This is a genomic window from Bradyrhizobium sp. WU425, assembly GCF_021052305.1.
In the GTDB taxonomy this organism is placed as follows: domain Bacteria; phylum Pseudomonadota; class Alphaproteobacteria; order Rhizobiales; family Xanthobacteraceae; genus Bradyrhizobium; species Bradyrhizobium canariense_D.
In genome coordinates, this window is the sequence record NZ_CP088089.1 from 1,246,621 (window position 1) to 1,264,758 (window position 18,138).

The following is an 18,138-nucleotide window of genomic DNA, read 5'->3' on the forward strand; positions in this document are numbered from 1 at the left end:
ACGCGCCATGAACTTCGATTTCTCCGACGACCAGAAGCAGCTCCGCGACCAGGCGCGCAAATTCCTCACCGAGAAGTGCCCACCGAAGGCGGTGCGCGCAGTTCTCGACGGCAAGGCGCCGTACGACAAGGACCTGTGGAAAGGCCTCGCCGAGATGGGTTTTCTCGGTGTCGCAATCCCGGAGGAATTCGGCGGCGCGGGCGCCGGTCATCTCGAACTTTGCGTGATCGCCGAAGAAATGGGCCGGGCGAACGCGCCGGTGCCGTTTTCCTCCACCGTCTATCTGGCTGCCGAGGCGCTGCTGATCGCCGGCAGTGACGCGCAGAAGAAGAAATGGTTGCTGGCGATTGCCTCGGGCGAGGCGATCGGAACGCTGGCGCTGTTCGAGGGAAAAGGCAATCCGTCACCGAAGACCATCAAGCTGACGGCTGCGAATGGCATGCTCAACGGTGTCAAGAAGCCGGTCGCCGATGGCGCGATCGCGGACTTCGCGGTGGTCGCGGCACGCACGGGATCGAGCGGGCGCGACGGCGACATCTCCTTGTTCATTGTCGATCTCAGGGCCGGCGGAGTCGAGGTGAAAAGCCTGACCAATCTCGATCCGACCCGCGGACAGGCCGAGATCACTTTCAGGGATTGCAAGGCCGAGCCGCTGGGCGCGGCCGGCGAAGGCTGGAGCATCTTGACTCAAGTGCTCGATCGCGCCGCGGTGCTCTGCGCATTCGAGCAGGTGGGCGGCTCCGACCGCGCGCTGGAGATGGGCCGCGACTACGCGCTCGACCGCATCGCCTTCGGGCGACAGATCGGCTCGTTCCAGGCCGTCAAGCACATGCTGGCGGACATGTACGTGTCGGCGACGCTGGCGCGTTCCAACAGCTATTACGGCGCCTGGGCGCTCTCGACCAACGCCGCGGAGCTGCCGGAAGCCGCCGCCGCGGCCCGCATCAGCGCGACGCAGGCGTTCCAGCACTGCGCCAAGAACAACATCCAGGTTCACGGCGGCATGGGTTTCACCTGGGAGTTCGACTGCCACATGTACTACCGCCGCGCCAACGCGATGGCGCTCGGGCTCGGCAGCCTGTCCTATTGGGAAGACCAGTTGATCGACCGCATGCGCAAGAAGAACGCGGCGTAGGCGAAAGGCAACGTCATGAACTTCGACGACACTCTGCAAGAAGCCGAATTTCGCGCCACGGCTCGCGCCTGGATCGCGGCAAATGCGCCCAAGCAGTACGAGGAGGAGCTTCGCAAGTCCTCGCTCGGCCGCACGCAATTGAAGAACGCCAACATTCTGGAAGTGGCAAAGGCCTGGCAGAAGAAGAAGGCAGATGCCGGCTGGGCCTGCCTGCATTGGCCGAAGGAGTATGGTGGCCGCGGTTCGTCGCCGATCGAACGTGTGATCTGGCAGCAGGAAGAAGGGCCGTTCGGCCAGCTATCCCGCATGTTCATCATCGGCCACGGCATGTGCGGGCCGACCATGATGGCGTTCGCGCGCGAGGAGCATAAGCGCGCCTATTTGCCGCCACTCGCCTCCGGCGAAAAGGTCTGGTGCCAGCTGTTCTCCGAGCCCGCCGGCGGCTCCGACGTTGCGGGCCTACGCACGCGCGCCGAGAAGGATGGCGATGACTGGGTGATCAACGGCCAGAAGATCTGGACGTCGGGCGCGCACTATTCCGATTACGGCATTCTGCTCACCCGCACCGATCCGACCGTGCCCAAGCACAAGGGCCTTACCATGTTCTTCCTGGACATGAAGAGCCCTGGCGTCGAGGTGCGGCCGATCAAGCAGGCGAGCGGCGCTTCCGACTTCAACGAAGTCTATTTCACCAACGTCCGCATTCCCGATCACCAGCGCCTCGGCGAGGTCGGTGACGGCTGGAACGTCTCGCTGACCACGCTGATGAACGAGCGCAGCGCGATCGGCGCGGCCGTCTCGACCGGCTTCCCCGAGCTGTTCGAATATTGCTCCAGCCTGATGCTGGACGATGGCCCGGCAATCGAGGACCGCGCGGTGCGCGCGAAGCTGGCGAGCTGGGCGGCGAAAGCGAGCGGACTGAAATACACCAGCATGCGCGCGATCTCGGCGCTGTCGAAGGGCGAGCGTCCGGGACCGGAGAACTCCATTGGCAAGCTGGTCGCGGGCTCCATGATCCAGGATGTCGCGACCTATGCGCTGGATCTGCAAGGCGCCGCCGGTGTGATCAGCGGTGCCGAAGATTCCGAACTCGCCGGCCGCTTCCAGGCGATGCTGCTGCGCGCGCCGGGAACCCGTGTCGAAGGCGGCACTGACGAGATCATGCGCAACATCATCGCCGAGCGGGTGCTGGGCCTGCCCGGCGACATCCGTGTCGACAAGGACGTGCCGTTCAACAGGATCCTGACGAAGGGAAGAGGCTGATGATCCTCATCCTGAGGAGCCGCGGAGCGCGGCGTCTCGAAGGATGCAGGCCCAACTGGGGCCTCGTGGGTCGAGACGGCGCTGCGCGCCACTCACCATGAGGGACTAAGACAGAGCAAGAACGAAGAGGTCCGCCATGAATTTCGACGACACCCCGCAGGAAGCCGCCTTCCGCGAGACCGCGCGCAAATGGGTCGAGGCCAACGCGCCGAAGGAGTTTTTGGCTGAGCTGTCAAAATCCTCGCTCGGCCGCATCCGGCTGGCCAACCACGACATCGTCGATGTCGGCAAGGCCTGGCAGAAGAAGAAGGCCGAAGGCAATTGGGCCTGCCTGCATTGGCCCAAGGAATATGGCGGCCGCGGTGCGACGCCGATCGAGCGCGTGATCTGGCAGCAGGAGGAAGGCGTCTATGGCAAGCTGACGCAGCCGTTCCAGATCGGCGAGGGCATGTGCGGGCCAACCGTGATGGCTTTTGGCAGCGAGGAGGCCAAGCGGCGCCATTTGCCGAAGCTGGCCGCGGGCGAGGAGATCTGGTGCCAGCTGTTCTCCGAGCCATCAGCGGGCTCTGACGTCGCGGGCTTGCGCACGCGCGCGGAGAAGAAGGGCGACAATTGGGTCGTCAACGGCCAGAAGATCTGGACCTCGGGTGCGCACTATTCCGACTACGGACTTTTGATCGCGCGCACCGATCCCAATGTGCCCAAGCACAAAGGTCTCACCATTTTCTTCCTGGACATGAAGAGCCCCGGCGTCGAGGTGCGCCCGATCAAGCAGGCCAACGGCATGCAGGAGTTCAACGAGGTCTATTTCACCGACGTCGTCATTCCCGACAGCCAGCGTCTTGGCGCCATCGGCGAGGGCTGGAGCGTGTCGCTGACCACGCTGATGAACGAGCGCATGTCGATCGGCTCGCGGCTTGCGACCGGCGTCCCGGAGATGTTCGAGTTCTGCTCCAACCTGATGCTGGAGGATGGCCTCGCCATCGACGATCCCGCCGTGCGCTCAAAACTCGCGAGCTGGGCGGTGAAGTCGAGCGGGCTGAAATACACCAGCTACCGCGCGATCTCGGCGCTGTCCAAGGGCGAGCGGCCGGGACCGGAAAATTCGATCGGCAAGCTCGTCTCCGGCATGATGCTACAGGACATCGCGACCTATGCCATGGACCTCCAGGGCGCGGCCGGCGTTCTCACCGGCACGGACGAGGAGACCGTGCAGGGCCAGTTCCAGCAGATGCTGCTGTCCTCGCCTTCGATGCGCATCGCGGGCGGCACCGACGAGATCTTGCGCAACATCATCGCCGAGCGCGTGCTGGGATTGCCGGGCGACATCCGCGTGGACAAGGACGTGCCGTACAACAAGATTCCGACCAAGGGGCGTTGACATCTCGTGTCCCGGACGCGCGAAGCGCGAGCCGGGACCCAGGAGCCGTAACAGACAGGCCACAATGGGCCCCGCCTCAGCGCCGCATCACTTCGTGCTGCGTCGCGTCCGGGGCACGAAAGCGAGCTTAAGCAATGGACGCTGCAGTCAATCATAACAACCGCATCGGCGTGCTCGAAGAGCTGCTCAACGAGCGCTACTCGGTGCGCGCCTTCCTGGCCAAGGAAGTCGATCGCGCGACGATCGAGCACGTGCTGACCACCGCGCAGCGCACGGCGTCCTGGTGCAACAGCCAGCCCTGGCAGGTCGTCATCGCCAGCGGCGAGGCCAAGGAGCGTTTCCGCAAGCTGATCTACAAGGAGGCTTCGGGCGGGCTCGGGGACGACTATGATTTCACGCCGCCGCGCGAATATCTCGGCGCCTATCTCGAACGCCGCCGCGAGAGCGGTTTTCAGCTCTACAATACGCTCGGCATCGCGCGCGGAGACAAGATGGCCTATGCCAAGCAGGCGCTGGAGAACTACAATTTCTTCGGCGCGCCGCATGTGGCCGTCATCCATACCGACGAGCCGCTCGGCATCTACGGTGCGATCGATTGCGGCGCCTATGTCTCGAACTTCATGCTGGCCGCGCAGGCGCTCGGGCTCGGCACAATTCCGCAGGCGGCGCTCGCGCGCCACTCCGGCCTGATCCGCCGCCATTTCAATTTGCCTGATGATCGCCGCATCGTTTGCGGTATCTCGTTCGGCTATGCCGACAATGCCCACAAGGTCAACAGCTACCGGACGTCGCGTGCGAGCCTGGCCGAGACCGTGACCTTCGTGGACGAGTGATCGAGGCGATGCACGCTCCGTATTGGACGTGATCCCGTTCGCGCGAAAAGACGGCCGCGGATGCGGCCGCCTTCATCGCGGTCTCAGTTCGATTGACGCCGGCCGTCAGCCGCCGCTGCCGCCGATCACGGCGCGAATGGTCTCGTCGGGCCCGAAATCCTCGGCGCCGTCGACATAGAGCAGCGCCGCGAGCTTGGAGCGCGCACGGTTGACGCGGCTCTTGATCGTGCCGACTGCGCAGCCGCAGATCGAAGCCGCGTCCTCATAGGAGAAGCCGGAGGCGCCGACGAGGATCAGCGCTTCACGCTGGTCCTGCGGAAGCTTGTCGAGCGCCGTGCGGAATTCCTCGAACTCAAGATGGGCGTTCTGCGAGGGCTGCGTCTTCAGCGTCTTAGCATAATTGCCTTCGGCATCCTCGACTTCCCGCCGCCGCTTGCGATAGTCGGAGCGGAACAGGTTGCGCAGGATCGTGAACAGCCATGCCGGCAGATTGGAGCCGGGCTGGAACGAGTCGATGTTGGCGAGCGCCCGCAACAGCGTCTCCTGGACCAGATCGTCGGCGCGGTCCGCATTGCCGCTGAGCGAGATGGCAAACGCGCGCAGACTGGGCACGGCCGCCAGGATGTCGTTACGCAGGGAATCCGTGAGAGGCATCAATCCCTCCCATTGTTGTCGTTAGAGCCGCCACCATTTTCCACTTGGGGGGTCGCTCCCGGCGCATCAAGTTTCTTGATCAGTTCCGCGAACCGGTCCGGAACCCCCTGCCGCACCACGTCGTCGTACATGGCGCGCAGCTGGTGCCCGATCCGGGACTGGATCTCCGGAGTGAGCCCTCCCTTGCCGGGGGTCGTGCTTTTGCTGGCTTGAGACTTGAGATCTTTCATGACCTGTTCCACGTTTCCCCGAGTTAAGTAACTGTAAAATCGAGAAGTTCTCTCAACCGGGAGCCGTTCCCTGGATAGGCTCAATGCGAGCTGCGAGAAAAAGTTCCGCCCCCATGCGGAACTTTTCTCAGGCTGAGGCGTAATCAGCCCAGCAGGGGAACCCGGGCCCCCCGCCTAACGCCTGCACGTCAAGGTCGGCCCGATGATGATATGGAGTGGGGATGTCCCGTTCACAGCTTGTTGCTGAACACTTGCCGTTGTTGCGCCGGTACGCACGCGCCCTGACCGGCAGCCAGTCCTCCGGTGACGCCTATGTCGCAGCCATGTTGGAAGCCATGCTGGGAGATCCGTCGGTGCTCGACGAGAGCCACGGGCCGCGCGCCGGCCTGTTCCGGCTGTTCACCCAAATCTGGAATTCCGTTTCCGTCAACGACGATTCCGAGGTGGCGAACCTGCCGATGCCGCCGGAGCGGCGGCTGTCCAACATCACGCCCTTGCCGCGGCAAGCCTTCCTGCTGCTCTCGCTCGAGGGATTTTCGGAAGAAGAGGTCGGCTACATTCTCGGCACCGACGTCGGTGAGACGCGCCGGCTTGCGGATGCCGCAGGGCGTGAGATGGCAGCCGAGATCGCCACCGACGTGCTGATCATCGAGGATGAGACCTTCATCGCCATGGATCTCGAGAGCCTGGTGAAGAACCTCGGCCACAATGTCGTCGGCGTCGCCCGCACCCACGCCGATGCGGTCGCGCTGGCAAAGAACAAGCGACCGGGCCTGATCCTCGCCGACATCCAGCTCGCCGACGGCTCGTCGGGCCTCGACGCCGTCAACGAGCTGCTCCGCACCTTCGAGGTGCCGGTGGTGTTCATCACCGCATACCCCGAGCGCTTCCTCACCGGCGAGCGACCGGAGCCGGCCTTCCTGATCTCGAAACCGTTCCAGCCGGCGATGGTGTCGGCGGTGGCGAGCCAGGCGCTGTTCTTCCAGCGCAACTCCCGCAACCGCGCGCCGAAGGTACCGGCGGCGTAACGAAGGCGCCAGCGCCCGGCATTTTGACGAAATCCGATCCGGCGTGCCGCAAGGTGCGCCGGATTTTTGTTGATCCGGTTGTCACGCTTGACGGCCATCGAATTCGCCGCTCATACCTCGCGCAGCGGCCGTTGCAGCCGCGGTGCCATCGGAGACGTGTTCATGGACCAGCAACTCCTCGATCGCCTCGCCATCCGCGACCTCGTCGAGAACTGGGCGGTGTGGCGCGATGCCGGCGATTGGGAGCGCTTTGCCACCGTCTGGCACGAGGAAGGCTGGATGTCCGCCACCTGGTTTCAGGGGCCGGCGCGGGATTTCATGCGGGTCAGCCAGGAGGGGTTCGCCAAGGGCGTGCGCATCCTGCATTTCCTCGGTGGCTGCAGCATCGATCTCGAGGGGGCGCGCGCCATCGCGCAGACCAAGATGACCATCTCGCAGCGCGCACCGGTGCACGACGTGCCCTGCGACGTCGTCTGCACCGGGCGCTTCTACGATTTCCTGGAGAAGCGGCAGGGAAAATGGGGCATCGTCCGCCGCCAGCCGATCTACGAGAAGGACCGGATCGACCCGGTTGATCCCTCCGCGACGCTTCAGCTCGACCAGAAAGCCCTTGCCGCGCTGCCCGAAGGCTACCGCCACCTCGCCTACATGCAGGAGCTGATCGGCTACAAGGTCAAGCGCGACATGCCAGGCCTCACCGGGCCCGAGGTTGAGAAGCTCTATGCGGAGGGGCGGGAGTGGCTTGCGGGGAAGGCGAACTGAACGCCAGACAAAAGTAAGGCGCGACTGGCATCACCACAGTCGCGCCCTACGTCGCCGGCTTATGGGGCAGGGGGGAATAGCCGGCTGTTGATACGACTCCCGTCCCTGAAAGTCGTTCCAGGGGGTTGCAAAATTTTTCGTGGGGCCATCCTTTTCGCACCCTGCCTTTTCGCACACGGTTAAGTGATCTTAACGCCTGAGAACTCTGGGTCCTCTCCTCGCGTTGTTCCCGCGATCGCCATGGGGCGAGGGACCGACAGCCATGTCACAGATTCAAAAGGTATTTTTAGGCGCCGTCGCGATCGCCGCGACGCTTGGCGCCGTCCAGGTCGGCGCCGTGCAGCTGGCCTCCGGCCATGATCCGGCCGACCGCTGGCAGGCGGTCGCTGACAAGCCGGGCCATAACGTCAATCGCTCCAGCAAAGCGGACCGGCTGGCCGACATCAAGCAGGCTGAGGTTCCGACCCGCACCGTGTCGATGCGGCTGAACGATCTGGCCGACACGTCGGTGCTGCTGCGGGTCCCCGCGGTGATCGAGACCGGCAACGCCAAGCCGCCGGTGTTGCTCCCGGACCAGAAGCAGAGCCGCAAAAAGCCGACGATCGCCTGCGAGCCGATGGTCAGCTCCCTGACCGAGGTCGCAAAGCTGCTCCAACCCGGCCGCTGTGTGACTTGATCGGCTTTGGCCACGGACAAGTCGCCCTCCGCCCGGAGGGCGATTGCTGACGTCTACTTGATCCCCTGCCCCCTCGCGTTATATCCCGGGTTTCTTCCTCTTTGGATTGACCGGGTAAACGCATGACGACGTCAGACACGGCTGTGCATACGCAGCCCTTCCAGGCCGAGGTTTCCGAGCTTCTGCACCTGATGGTGCATTCCGTCTATTCCGAGACCGATATCTTCCTGCGCGAGCTCGTCTCCAATGCCTCTGACGCCTGCGACAAGCTGCGCTATGAGGCCATCGCGAATCCGGCGCTGCTGGGCGAAGGCGACGCGCTCAAGATCCGGATCATTCCGAACAAGACGGCCGGAACGCTTGCGATCGCCGACAATGGCATTGGCATGGAGCGGCAGGAGCTGATCGACCACCTCGGCACCATCGCCCGCTCGGGCACCAAGGCCTTCGTGTCGAAGCTCAAGGAGGCCAAGGATGGTCTCGGCCTGATCGGCCAGTTCGGCGTCGGCTTCTATTCCGCCTTCATGGTAGCCGACAAGATCGTCGTGGTGAGCCGCCGCGCCGGCGAGAGCGACGTCTGGACCTGGACGTCCTCGGGCGGCTCGGGCTTCGAGATCGCGCGTGCCAGCGAGGAGGATGCGGGCCGCGTGCAGCGCGGCACCGAGATCGTCCTGCATCTCAAGGACGATGCGAAGAAATATCTCGAAGCTTACGAGATCGAACGTATCGTCGGCGCTTATTCCGACAACATCCTCTTCCCCATCGAGCTCGTGCCTGAAGGGGGCGAACCGCGTCAGATCAATTCTGCGAGCGCGCTGTGGCAGCGCTCGAAATCCGAGCTCACGCCGGAAGACTACAAGAAGTCCTATCAGCAGATCGCCTCCGCCTTCGACGATCCCGCGATGACGCTGCATTATCGCGCGGAGGGACGTTACTCCTACGCCGTGCTGCTGTTCGCGCCCTCGACGAAGCCGTTCGACCTGTTCGAACCGAACCGCAAGGGGCGCGTCAAGCTCTATGTCCGCCGCGTGTTCATCACTGACGATGCCGATCTGCTGCCGGGCTATCTCCGCTTCATCCGCGGCGTCGTCGACAGCGAGGATCTCCCGCTCAACATTTCCCGCGAGATGCTTCAGAACAATCCGCAGCTCGCGCAGATCCGCAAGGCCGTGGCGACCCGCGTGCTGTCCGAGCTCGAAAGCCTGGCGGAGAAGGATCCGGAGAACTTCGCGAAGATCTGGGAGGCCTTCGGCGCGGTGCTGAAGGAAGGTATCTACGAGGATTTCGAACGCCGAGAAAAGCTGCTCGCGCTGTCGCGTTTCACCACGACCTCGGGCGAGAAGCGCTCGCTCAAGGACGTCGTCGCCGGTTTCAAGCCGAACCAGACCGAGATCTATTATCTCGTCGGCGACAGCATCGACCGGCTGAAGTCGAACCCCCGGCTCGAGGCGGCGACTGCGCGCGGCATCGAAGTTCTGCTGCTGTCCGATCCCGTCGACGCCTTCTGGACCTCGATGCCCTCGGAATTCGACGGCAAGCCGCTGAAGTCGCTGAGCCAGGGCGATCTCAATCTCGACCTGATCCCGCGCGTCGACGAAGCCGACGAGGCGAAAAAGGACGAGCCGCCCGCCGACGAGGCCGCCACCATCGCGGTGATCAAGGCCGCGCTCGGCGAGCGCGTCAGCGACGTCAAGGCCTCGACGCGTCTTACCAGCTCCGCGTCCTGCCTCGTCGCCGACAGCCAGGGCCCGAGCCGCGAGCTCGAGCGCATCCTGTCTCAGCAGAACCGTGGCATGCGCACCAAGCCGATCCTTGAGATCAACCTGCGCCATCCGCTGGTGACGGCGATCACGAAGGCTCAGGCCGGCTCCAAGACGGTTGACGATCTCAGCCTGCTCCTGCTCGAACAGGCGCAGATCCTGGACGGCGAGCTGCCGGAGGACCCTGCGGCGTTTGCGGCAAGGTTGAACCGGCTGGTGTTGCAAGGGCTCGGCGCGTAGCGGGCGCAGTGCACCGCACTCACCTTGCCGTCAACTGCGCGCAGGAACGGTCGCCTCTGCCATGGTGTTATGCCATACGAGGTAGCCGGTATCCGGGCCGCCGACATGACAGATTCGAGGATTTCTCCATGCGTTTGCCGATCCTGACCCTGACCGCAATTGCCACGCTGTTCGTGGCGGCAGATGCCAGCGCCCAGACCTACGATCCGCGTTACCCGGTGTGCATGCACGTCTATACGCCCGGTAGTTTTGGTGGGGGCGGCGGCGATTATTTCGATTGCTCCTTCACCTCGCTGCCGCAGTGCCGCGCCACGGCCTCGGGCCGCTCGGCAAGCTGCGACGTCAATCCCTACTATGCGTTCGACCAACCCCCGCCGCCGCCGCGCCGGCGCCACAAGAACGTGCACTAGCGGTCCGCAACGGCCTTCAGGGGGAATTTTCATGCATCGCTTGTTCGGACTGATCATGACCGTCGGTGCCCTGCTCACGGCCGCGCCGTCGCATGCACAGACCTTCGATCCGCGCTATCCCGTCTGCATGCACGTCTATTCCGGTGCAAACGGCGGTGGCGGGGAGTGGTACGATTGCTCCTTCACCTCAGTGCCGCAGTGCCGAGCTACGGCTTCCGGCCGCTCCGCCAGCTGCGATCTCAATCCGTATTATCCGTTCAACGCACCCCCGCAGCGCTTGCGCCATCAGCGAGGCGGCTAGGGCCCACCGCCCGTTCGGCCGTCAATCAGACGGAGTATGCAGGGCTAGCTGCCGTGGGGCGCCTCGTTGGCCGCGGTGACGATCGCGTCGGTCAACTGCCAGGTCATCTTGTCCGTGGTCCAGTCGCTTGCGTGCAGCCTGCTGTCGTCGCCCGGGTCGACGATGCGGTCGAACGAAATTCTTGCAACATCGTGCCAGCCCTTCATCAGCGCGAAGCGGCGAAAGACGTTGACCCGCTTTGCATGCGCGATCTCGCTGATCGCTGCGACCATCGCGTTCGCCTTGTCGGCCTTGGCCGGCGTCAGCACCGCCGGCACATATTGCAGGTCCATTAGGATGACGTCGATCCCTCCGTCCACAAGCAGCTGATCGACGCCGTCAGCGATGGCCCTCCTGGTCTCGTCGAAGGTCGGTGGATTCTGATCGGCGGATTGCCACACCGCATTGGTGCCGACCTGCCAGATCACGAGATCCGGCTTCTGGTCGAAGACGTCGTGCTTGAACCGCAAAAGCTCCTTGGGAGCCTCTTCGCCGCCGACGCCCCGGTTGATGACATCGATCCCGGGCTTCGGAAATATGCTCCGAAGGTCCGCCAGCAATCGTTGCGGATAGGGCGCGATGCCTCCTTCGCCCGCCGTGGTCGACGAGCCGATCGCGACCACCTTGACCTGTCCGCGCCTCAGGCCATTGGCAAAATTGGTCAGCGGCTGCTCGAACGGCGCGGCCTGGACGGGAAATTCAGACGAGCCGAGAGCCACAGGTCGTCTCCCTTTCGCAACCGGGACAATGCAGGGTCAAAAAGGCTAACCCGTTTGCCCGGAGCCGCCTAGCCTCACGCCCCGACAACTGGCTTTGCTATTGCAAGAACTGCCAGGCGGCGCACCTCGATCGCCTCCGGTTTGGTAAAGGATCACTAGAGTTAATCGTGCACTAACCCGGTTTTACCTTGTCTCTTAACATCTGGGCAGGGCGTGCGAGCTAAGCTGCCGGAAACCCGCAGACACGTTCCGAAAGAATGAACGGCATGACAACCGGCGTCATCGAGCAACCGAAAGCCGCGCGCGCACCTTCGGCTTCGAAAATCTGGCTGAAGGCGATCGAGCTCACCGCACGGATCGAGACGTTGCCGGGCCGGCTGTTCGCCGATGTCGTCGACGATTGGGCGCAGCGCCAGCCCAATCGCATTGCGCTGGCCACCAATGACGCGAGCCTCGATTATGAGGGGCTTTCGAAATGCATCAATCGTTATGCGCGCTGGGCACGCTCGGCCGGTGTGGCCAAGGGCGTCACTGTCGCGCTGATCATTCCGAACGGCATCGATTATGTCGCGGCCTGGCTCGGCATCAGCCGCGTCGGCGGCGTGGTCGCGCTGATCAACACCAAGCTCGTCGGGCAGTCGCTCGCGCATTGCGTCGGAGTCGCAAAGCCCGCTCACATCATTGTTGCGCATGAGCTTGCAGCGGAGCTGGCCGGCGCGTTGCCGCACTTGAAGACGGAAGCAAAGGTCTGGACCCACGGCGATGCCCGCAGCGAGCGTCCGATCGATGTCGCGCTCGACGCCCTCGATGACCGGCCGCTTTCGCCGGACGAGCGTGGCGACGTCACCATCGACGACCGGGCCCTGCTGATCTACACGTCCGGGACGACCGGCCTGCCGAAAGCCGCAAGCATCAGCCATCGCCGCATCCTCAATTGGGGCTTTTGGTTCGCCGGCCTCACCGGCGCGACGCCGCAGGATCGGCTCTACGATTGCCTGCCGCTATTCCACTCGGTTGGCGGCATCGTCGCGCCATGCAGCATGCTCGCTGCCGGCGGCTCCGTGGTGATCGCGGAAAAATTCTCGGCCTCGAATTTCTGGCCCGACCTCGTGCGTCACGACTGTACGCTGTTTCAGTATATCGGCGAGCTCTGCCGCTATCTGCTCAAGGCGCCGCCGTCGGAATACGAGAACCGGCATCGCCTCCGGCTCGTCTGCGGCAACGGCCTGCGCGGTGACATCTGGGACGATTTTCAGGCGCGTTTCGCCATTCCCCGCATCCTTGAATTCTACGCGGCGACGGAAGGCAATTTCTCGCTGTTCAATGTCGAGGGCCAGCCCGGCGCGATCGGCCGCGTTCCACCGTTGCTTGCGCATCGTTTCCCTGCAGGTCTCGTCAAGCTCGAGCCCGATAACGGCGCGCCGCTGCGCAATGCGGAGGGGTTTTGTATCCCCTGCGCGCGCGGCGAGGCCGGCGAAGCCATAGGCCGCATCGGCACTGCGGATGAGGGCGGCGGTCGCTTCGAGGGCTACACCGAGGCGAGCGAGACCCAGAAGAAGATCCTGCGCGATGTCTTTGCCAAGGGCGATTCCTGGTTCCGCACCGGCGACCTGATGCGGCTCGACGAGAAGGGCTTCTTCCACTTCGTCGACCGCATCGGCGACACCTTTCGCTGGAAGGGCGAGAACGTCGCGACTTCGGAGGTCAATGACGCCGTGCGCGATTTCACCGGCGTGATCGACGCCACCACCTACGGCGTCGGCATTCCCGGCACCGACGGCCGCGCCGGCATGAGCGCGATCGTGGTGAACGAGGGCTTCGCCGTCGAGGCGCTGCCCGCCCATCTCGCACAGCGCCTGCCGGCCTATGCTCGCCCCGTCTTCATACGCATCTCGCGCGAGCTCGACGCGACCGAGACCTTCAAGCAGAAGAAGGGCGAGCTCGCGCGCGAGGGATTTGATCCGGGCGCGATCTCCGATCCGCTGTTCATGCTGGACCCGAAGACCGGCGCCTATGTCGCGCTGGATGCGGAGACGTATGCGCAAATCAACGAGGGTACGATCCGGCTCTAGCCACGCGAAAATCCGCCAGATAGGTCCAATTTTATCCGAATTGTCCAAGAAGCCATTTACTTCTGTCGGGTAAACAAACGGGCAAGGGAGGCGGTCATCAAGAACCGCCGCAACACGAACCACAACAGAAGCGAGCCAGCCATGTCGGTACGGTCTAAGGTCATTGAAGCGATCCAGCAGATCGCCAAAGAGCAGCACGTCGCGCTTCCCGCACTCTCGGACGAGCTGTCCCTGCACGAGACGGGCTTCGACTCGCTCGCCTTCGCCATCCTGGTGGCGCGCCTCGAGGACGAGACCGGCGTCGACCCTTTCACCATTTCCGAGGACGCAGCGTTCCCCGCCACCGTGGGCGATTTCGTGCGGGCCTACGAAAATGTCCCCGCGTGAGATCTTTGCGCTCCGCGACCATCTCGGCGCGGAGCTGACCGGCCGCACGCTGTCGGACGCGCACGATGTCGTGTCGTTGACGGATATCCTGTCGCAGACGGTCCTGGGTGGCCGCCTGGGCGAGCTGTCCGGCCGCGCGGTGCTGCTGAAATTGTCCGACCAGCTCCGATCGGGTCTTGCCATGATCGAGCTCGACGGTATTGCCCGCCGCATGCTGCTGTGCCCGCCGGATCTCAACCCGGCGCATCTCGACGCGCTGATGGCGGATGCCGGGATCGATGCCGTTGTCACCGACGAGCCCGATCGCTGGGCCGAGACTGGCGTGCCGCTGGTCGTCACCGCACAACTGCCGCTTCAAGCCACAGCGCCGGCCAGGACCGAACGCGCCACGGAATGGCTGATGCTCACCTCGGGCACGTCGGGCGTGCCGAAAATCGTCGGCCATACGCTGAAAGCACTCACCGGCGCCATCGTCGCCGAAGGCCCGGCGCGCGGACCCGCGCCGGTATGGGCGACGTTCTACGACATCCGCCGCTATGGCGGCCTGCAGATATTCCTCCGCGCCGTCCTCTCGGGCGGCTCGATGGTGCTGTCCGATCCGCATGAGGCGCTCGCCGATCAGGTCACGCGGCTGAACGCGCGGGGCGTCTCCCACATCTCCGGCACGCCCTCGCACTGGCGCAAGCTGTTGATGAGCGGCTCGGCCGCGCAGTTCGCGCCGCGCTATGTCCGCCTCTCCGGCGAGATCGCCGACCAGGCGGTGCTGGACGGCCTGAAAGCGGCGTTCCCGAATTCCTCCGTCGGCCATGCCTATGCATCAACCGAGGCCGGCGTCGGCTTTGCCGTCAATGACGGACTGGAAGGCTTTCCGGCGGACTATCTCGGCAACCGCAACGGCGTCGAAATGAAGGTCGTCGACGGCTCGCTACGTATCCGTTCGACGCGCACGGCGCACGCCTATATCGGCCGCGACGCGGCTGCGCTCACCGACGCAGACGGGTATGTCGATAGCGGCGATATCGTCGAATTGCGCGGCGACCGCTACTATTTCGTCGGACGCCGCGGCGGCATCATCAATATCGGTGGGCTGAAGGTTCACCCCGAAGAGATCGAGGCGGTGATCAACCGTCATCTCGATGTGCGGATGTCGCGGGCGAAGTCACGCAAGAGCCCGATCACCGGCGGCATCGTCGTCGCCGACGTGATCCTCGCCGACGGCACCGATCCGGCGCGCGCGAAAGAGATCCGCGACCAGATTCTGGATCAGTGCCGCGCTCAGCTCGCCTCCCACAAGGTGCCGGCGGTGATCCGCTTCGTCGAGGCGCTCGACGTCACCCCGGCCGGCAAACTGGCGCGCACCGATGCATAATGTTCTCGTCACCGGCGGTAGCCGCGGTATCGGCCTTGCGATCGGCCAGCGGCTTGTTGATGGCGGCTACAACGTGATCGCGGCGGCGCGGCGCGAGAGCGACGAGCTCAAGGCGGCGATTGCCGGGTCGGAGGGGCGCCTGCATTTCCGCGCCTGCGACCTCGCCGTGATCGACGCGATCCCTGCCTATGCAAAACTCGTGCGCGACGAATTCGGACCGATCTACGGCCTCGTCAACAATGCCGGCCTCGGCACCGAAGGCCTGCTCGCGACCATGCACAATTCCGAGATCGAGGCGCTGGTGCAGCTCAACGTGCTGTCGCCGATCATTCTCACCAAATATGTCGCGCGGCAGATGATGGCCGACGGTGCCGGCCGCATCATCAACATCTCCTCGATTATCGCGACGACCGGCTATAACGGCCTCTCGGTTTACGGTGCGACCAAGGCCGCCGCCACCGGCTTCACCCGTTCGCTCGCGCGGGAGGTCGGCAAGCTCGGCATCACCGTGAACGCGATCGCGCCCGGTTTCATCGACACCGAGCTGACGCACAATCTGTCCGACGACAGCCGCAAGCGCATCGCCGGCCGTAGCGCGCTGCGCCGCCTGCCGGAGACCGACGACGTCGCGCGGATGGTGGAGTATTTGCTGGGAGAGGGCGGTCGCAATGTGACGGGTACCGTGTTTACGGTCGACGCGGGCAACACGGCGTAGGCGGAACTCCATCGCCACAATTGCATTGATCCGGCGCAATGACATCATCCGGATTTGGTCGTAAGATCCCGCGCAATCGATTGGGTTACGTCAATCGATCTGCCCTAATCGATAGGGAGCAGTCCATGACCGCTTCGAGCCCGGACAAGGCGTCGGTAAAGCCATCTTGCGCACAGCAAAGCGACGTTCACTGCGAGCCCGTTCACTGCGAGCCGATGTCTCACCAAAATTCCGGTGACCACGGTTACGAAATGTATCCGCAGAAATTCGTGCGTCTTGTCGGCTGCCATGACGTTCCCGCCTCCGCGCTACGCAAGCGCGTGGGCGAGAAGCTGCACTAGACATTCAGGTCCGATGCTTCGGCAGGTCAATCCGTTCGTGTGAGAACTCCGGCGGGCCCTCGGTCAGGCGGCGGATCCGGCGCTCGCGTTCGTCTTCAGACAGCGCAGGATCGAGCAGTCCCCCGAGTTCACGCACCGCAAGCTCTTCGATCCTGGTGGCATCCGAAGCGAGCGGGTGCCCTGGCGGGAGTGCCGGGGGCGCGACCTTCAGGCCGAGCTCGACCAGCTTACGGATGGCTTCCGAGCGCTACAGGTGATGGGTTTCGGCCCAGCTATCCACGGCCGCGGTCAGGCTTTCCGGCGTCTTCACCGCGCTGATCGGATCACGCCCAGTGCGCCGGCTTGCCGGAGCGATGGAGTCCTTCCTGTCGAAGTCGGACACGTCGATGTTCCCGCGCAACCATGTCAGATCATCGAGACTAGACGCCATTTACGGTCAACCGTTTGATGACCTTCTGTGGCATTGCAGTGCGCCCTCATCTTGTTGTCCGGGTCCATTTCGGCCAATGGTTGCAAGGGCGCGCGCCTGGCGAACCGAATCGATTCTTCTACGTATGTCCCTTTGGACGTGCGTCCCAACCATCCGGCATCATCCGATGACATCAGCGTTCTATAGCGGCATTCCGGTCTTTCGCGGCTTCACCAGTCTGATGGACCCCGCTTTGTATTCGCCGCTGCCCGACGACTGGAGCGTCGGCGTTGCCGACATCGTGGATTCGACCAAGGCCATCGCGGCGCAGCGCTACAAGGCGGTGAACATGGCCGGTGCCGCCGTGATCGCGGCCGTGACGAATGCATTGGAGGGACGCGAATTTCCCTTCGTGTTCGGCGGCGACGGCGCGAGTTTTGCGGTCGCGCCTAATGATCTCGAACTGGCCCGCGAGGCTTTGGCTGCGACCGCGACCTGGGTGCGGGAAGATCTCGACTTGCGGATGCGCGTCGCGCTGGTGCCGGTGAGCGTCATTCGCGCGCATGGCCTAGACGTGCGCGTCGCGCGCTTCGGACCGTCGGCCAATTTGTCCTATGCGATGTTTTCTGGCGGCGGGCTCGCCTGGGCGGACGCAGCGATGAAGCGCGGCGAGTTTGCGATCACCGAAGCGCCCGCGGGGACGCAGCCCGATCTCTCCGGCCTGTCCTGCCGCTTCGAGGTGATTCCGGCTGCGCGCGGCCTGATCCTGTCCGTGCTGGTCATGCCGGCCCAAGGCGCCGATCCCTCGGCATTCCGCAACGTGATCGAGGACATCATCCATCTCGTCGAGCGCAGCCCGGATGCCGGTCGTCCCGTGCCGCCACAAGGGCCGCCGCTGACATGGCCGCCGCAAGGGCTGGAATATGAGGCGCGCACCAAGCGCGGAGGTCCGTTGCTCGCACGCCGCGCCAGCGTGCTGGCCTACACCCTTTTCGTCTATCTGATCATGCGCTTCGATCTCAAAGTCGGCGGCTTCGTGCCGAAGCTCTATACACGGCAGGTCGTGGAGAACTCCGACTTCCGAAAATATGACGACGGCCTGCGCATGATCCTCGACTGTACGCCGGAGCTCGAACGCGCCCTCAGCGATCGCCTCGCGATTGCCGCGCGCGACGGCATCGTGCGTTACGGCCTCTATCAGCAGGACGCTGCGATGATGACCTGCTTCACCCCGTCGGCGTTGCGCAGCGATCACGTCCATTTTATCGACGGCGCGCGGGGCGGCTACGCCTCGGCGGCGACGGCGCTGAAGGCGATGACGGCGTGAAGCGCTAGCGCCCCGCCCGCGTCCAGGTTTCGCCGCCGCAGAGCGCGCCGACGCAGCCTTCGACCCGCAGCGAATCCGGATGGAATC

19 protein-coding genes and 2 pseudogenes are annotated in these 18,138 nt (G+C 64.2%); 16 read left to right on the forward strand and 5 right to left on the reverse strand.

Going from position 1 to position 18,138, the window contains the following annotated elements:
* Positions 1-7: 7 nt before the first annotated feature.
* The 4 genes from BcanWU425_RS05935 to BcanWU425_RS05950 all read left to right on the forward strand — a co-directional run bounded on the left by BcanWU425_RS05935 (position 8) and on the right by BcanWU425_RS05950 (position 4,612).
* Positions 8-1,135: an acyl-CoA dehydrogenase family protein gene (locus BcanWU425_RS05935; RefSeq protein ID WP_204512454.1), complete on the forward strand. Its 1,128-nt coding sequence runs from the start codon at positions 8-10 to the stop codon at positions 1,133-1,135.
* A 15-nt stretch (positions 1,136-1,150) separates the two neighbouring features.
* On the forward strand, positions 1,151-2,398 hold the full coding sequence (locus BcanWU425_RS05940; protein WP_018453290.1) for an acyl-CoA dehydrogenase: 1,248 nt from the start codon (positions 1,151-1,153) through the stop codon (positions 2,396-2,398).
* Positions 2,399-2,534: 136 nt separating this feature from the next.
* Complete coding sequence (locus BcanWU425_RS05945) at positions 2,535-3,779, forward strand: acyl-CoA dehydrogenase (protein WP_231190222.1); 1,245 nt, start codon at positions 2,535-2,537, stop codon at positions 3,777-3,779.
* A gap of 134 nt (positions 3,780-3,913) precedes the next feature.
* Positions 3,914-4,612, forward strand: coding sequence for a nitroreductase (locus BcanWU425_RS05950; RefSeq protein WP_204512453.1), 699 nt, complete (start codon positions 3,914-3,916; stop codon positions 4,610-4,612).
* 105 nt (positions 4,613-4,717) lie between these two features.
* Here the strand turns inward: BcanWU425_RS05950 and BcanWU425_RS05955 are convergent, their stop codons facing one another.
* Both BcanWU425_RS05955 and BcanWU425_RS05960 read right to left on the reverse strand, forming a co-directional pair.
* The gene (locus BcanWU425_RS05955) at positions 4,718-5,266 is read right to left on the reverse strand and encodes a sigma-70 family RNA polymerase sigma factor (RefSeq protein WP_007597240.1); all 549 of its coding nucleotides are present in this window, start codon (positions 5,264-5,266) and stop codon (positions 4,718-4,720) included.
* Positions 5,266-5,496 (reverse strand): NepR family anti-sigma factor, encoded by a 231-nt coding sequence (locus tag BcanWU425_RS05960; RefSeq protein ID WP_026232505.1) that lies wholly within the window; start codon positions 5,494-5,496, stop codon positions 5,266-5,268. Before BcanWU425_RS05960 ends, BcanWU425_RS05955 begins: the two co-directional genes overlap by 1 nt.
* A 221-nt stretch (positions 5,497-5,717) precedes the next feature.
* Between BcanWU425_RS05960 and BcanWU425_RS05965 the strand changes: the two genes are divergently transcribed.
* The 6 genes from BcanWU425_RS05965 to BcanWU425_RS05990 all read left to right on the forward strand — a co-directional run bounded on the left by BcanWU425_RS05965 (position 5,718) and on the right by BcanWU425_RS05990 (position 10,673).
* Positions 5,718-6,524, forward strand: coding sequence for a response regulator (locus BcanWU425_RS05965; protein WP_204512452.1), 807 nt, complete (start codon positions 5,718-5,720; stop codon positions 6,522-6,524).
* A 162-nt stretch (positions 6,525-6,686) separates the two neighbouring features.
* On the forward strand, positions 6,687-7,286 hold the full coding sequence (locus BcanWU425_RS05970) for a nuclear transport factor 2 family protein (protein WP_026232506.1): 600 nt from the start codon (positions 6,687-6,689) through the stop codon (positions 7,284-7,286).
* 262 nt (positions 7,287-7,548) lie between these two features.
* On the forward strand, positions 7,549-7,962 hold the full coding sequence (locus BcanWU425_RS05975) for a hypothetical protein (protein WP_018453296.1): 414 nt from the start codon (positions 7,549-7,551) through the stop codon (positions 7,960-7,962).
* Positions 7,963-8,084: 122 nt separating this feature from the next.
* Positions 8,085-9,962, forward strand: coding sequence for a molecular chaperone HtpG (gene htpG / locus BcanWU425_RS05980; RefSeq protein WP_204512451.1), 1,878 nt, complete (start codon positions 8,085-8,087; stop codon positions 9,960-9,962).
* 128 nt (positions 9,963-10,090) lie between these two features.
* A complete protein-coding gene (locus BcanWU425_RS05985) occupies positions 10,091-10,372 on the forward strand; it encodes a DUF3551 domain-containing protein (RefSeq protein ID WP_018453298.1) in 282 nt (93 codons plus the stop codon).
* Positions 10,373-10,403: 31 nt separating this feature from the next.
* Positions 10,404-10,673, forward strand: coding sequence for a DUF3551 domain-containing protein (locus BcanWU425_RS05990; RefSeq protein ID WP_007597230.1), 270 nt, complete (start codon positions 10,404-10,406; stop codon positions 10,671-10,673).
* A gap of 44 nt (positions 10,674-10,717) precedes the next feature.
* On the opposite strand, the gene BcanWU425_RS05995 is transcribed toward BcanWU425_RS05990, so the two are convergent.
* Positions 10,718-11,431, reverse strand: coding sequence for an SGNH/GDSL hydrolase family protein (locus BcanWU425_RS05995; RefSeq protein WP_204512450.1), 714 nt, complete (start codon positions 11,429-11,431; stop codon positions 10,718-10,720).
* A 257-nt stretch (positions 11,432-11,688) separates the two neighbouring features.
* Between BcanWU425_RS05995 and BcanWU425_RS06000 the strand changes: the two genes are divergently transcribed.
* From BcanWU425_RS06000 to BcanWU425_RS06020, 5 genes are all read left to right on the forward strand, one after another.
* Complete coding sequence (locus BcanWU425_RS06000) at positions 11,689-13,503, forward strand: long-chain-acyl-CoA synthetase (RefSeq protein WP_204512449.1); 1,815 nt, start codon at positions 11,689-11,691, stop codon at positions 13,501-13,503.
* A 141-nt stretch (positions 13,504-13,644) separates the two neighbouring features.
* Positions 13,645-13,890, forward strand: a complete 246-nt coding sequence (locus tag BcanWU425_RS06005) for an acyl carrier protein (protein WP_018453301.1) — start codon at positions 13,645-13,647, stop codon at positions 13,888-13,890.
* Entirely contained in the window at positions 13,877-15,259 is a 1,383-nt protein-coding gene (locus BcanWU425_RS06010; protein WP_204512448.1) for a class I adenylate-forming enzyme family protein, read from the forward strand. The genes BcanWU425_RS06005 and BcanWU425_RS06010 overlap by 14 nt, the downstream gene beginning before the upstream one ends.
* A complete protein-coding gene (locus BcanWU425_RS06015) occupies positions 15,252-15,974 on the forward strand; it encodes an SDR family NAD(P)-dependent oxidoreductase (protein WP_085350711.1) in 723 nt (240 codons plus the stop codon). Before BcanWU425_RS06010 ends, BcanWU425_RS06015 begins: the two co-directional genes overlap by 8 nt.
* Positions 15,975-16,099: 125 nt before the next feature.
* Positions 16,100-16,315: a hypothetical protein gene (locus BcanWU425_RS06020; protein ID WP_204512447.1), complete on the forward strand. Its 216-nt coding sequence runs from the start codon at positions 16,100-16,102 to the stop codon at positions 16,313-16,315.
* 4 nt (positions 16,316-16,319) lie between these two features.
* Here the strand turns inward: BcanWU425_RS06020 and BcanWU425_RS06025 are convergent.
* Positions 16,320-16,745: pseudogene (locus BcanWU425_RS06025) on the reverse strand (hypothetical protein).
* A 166-nt stretch (positions 16,746-16,911) separates the two neighbouring features.
* Here BcanWU425_RS06025 and BcanWU425_RS06030 point away from each other — a divergent pair.
* A complete protein-coding gene (locus BcanWU425_RS06030; RefSeq protein ID WP_085350710.1) occupies positions 16,912-18,051 on the forward strand; it encodes a DUF3095 domain-containing protein in 1,140 nt (379 codons plus the stop codon).
* A gap of 4 nt (positions 18,052-18,055) precedes the next feature.
* Here BcanWU425_RS06030 and BcanWU425_RS06035 read toward each other — a convergent pair.
* A pseudogene (locus BcanWU425_RS06035) lies at positions 18,056-18,127 on the reverse strand (DUF2147 domain-containing protein); the annotation flags it as partial.
* Between the last annotated feature and the right edge of the window lie 11 nt (positions 18,128-18,138).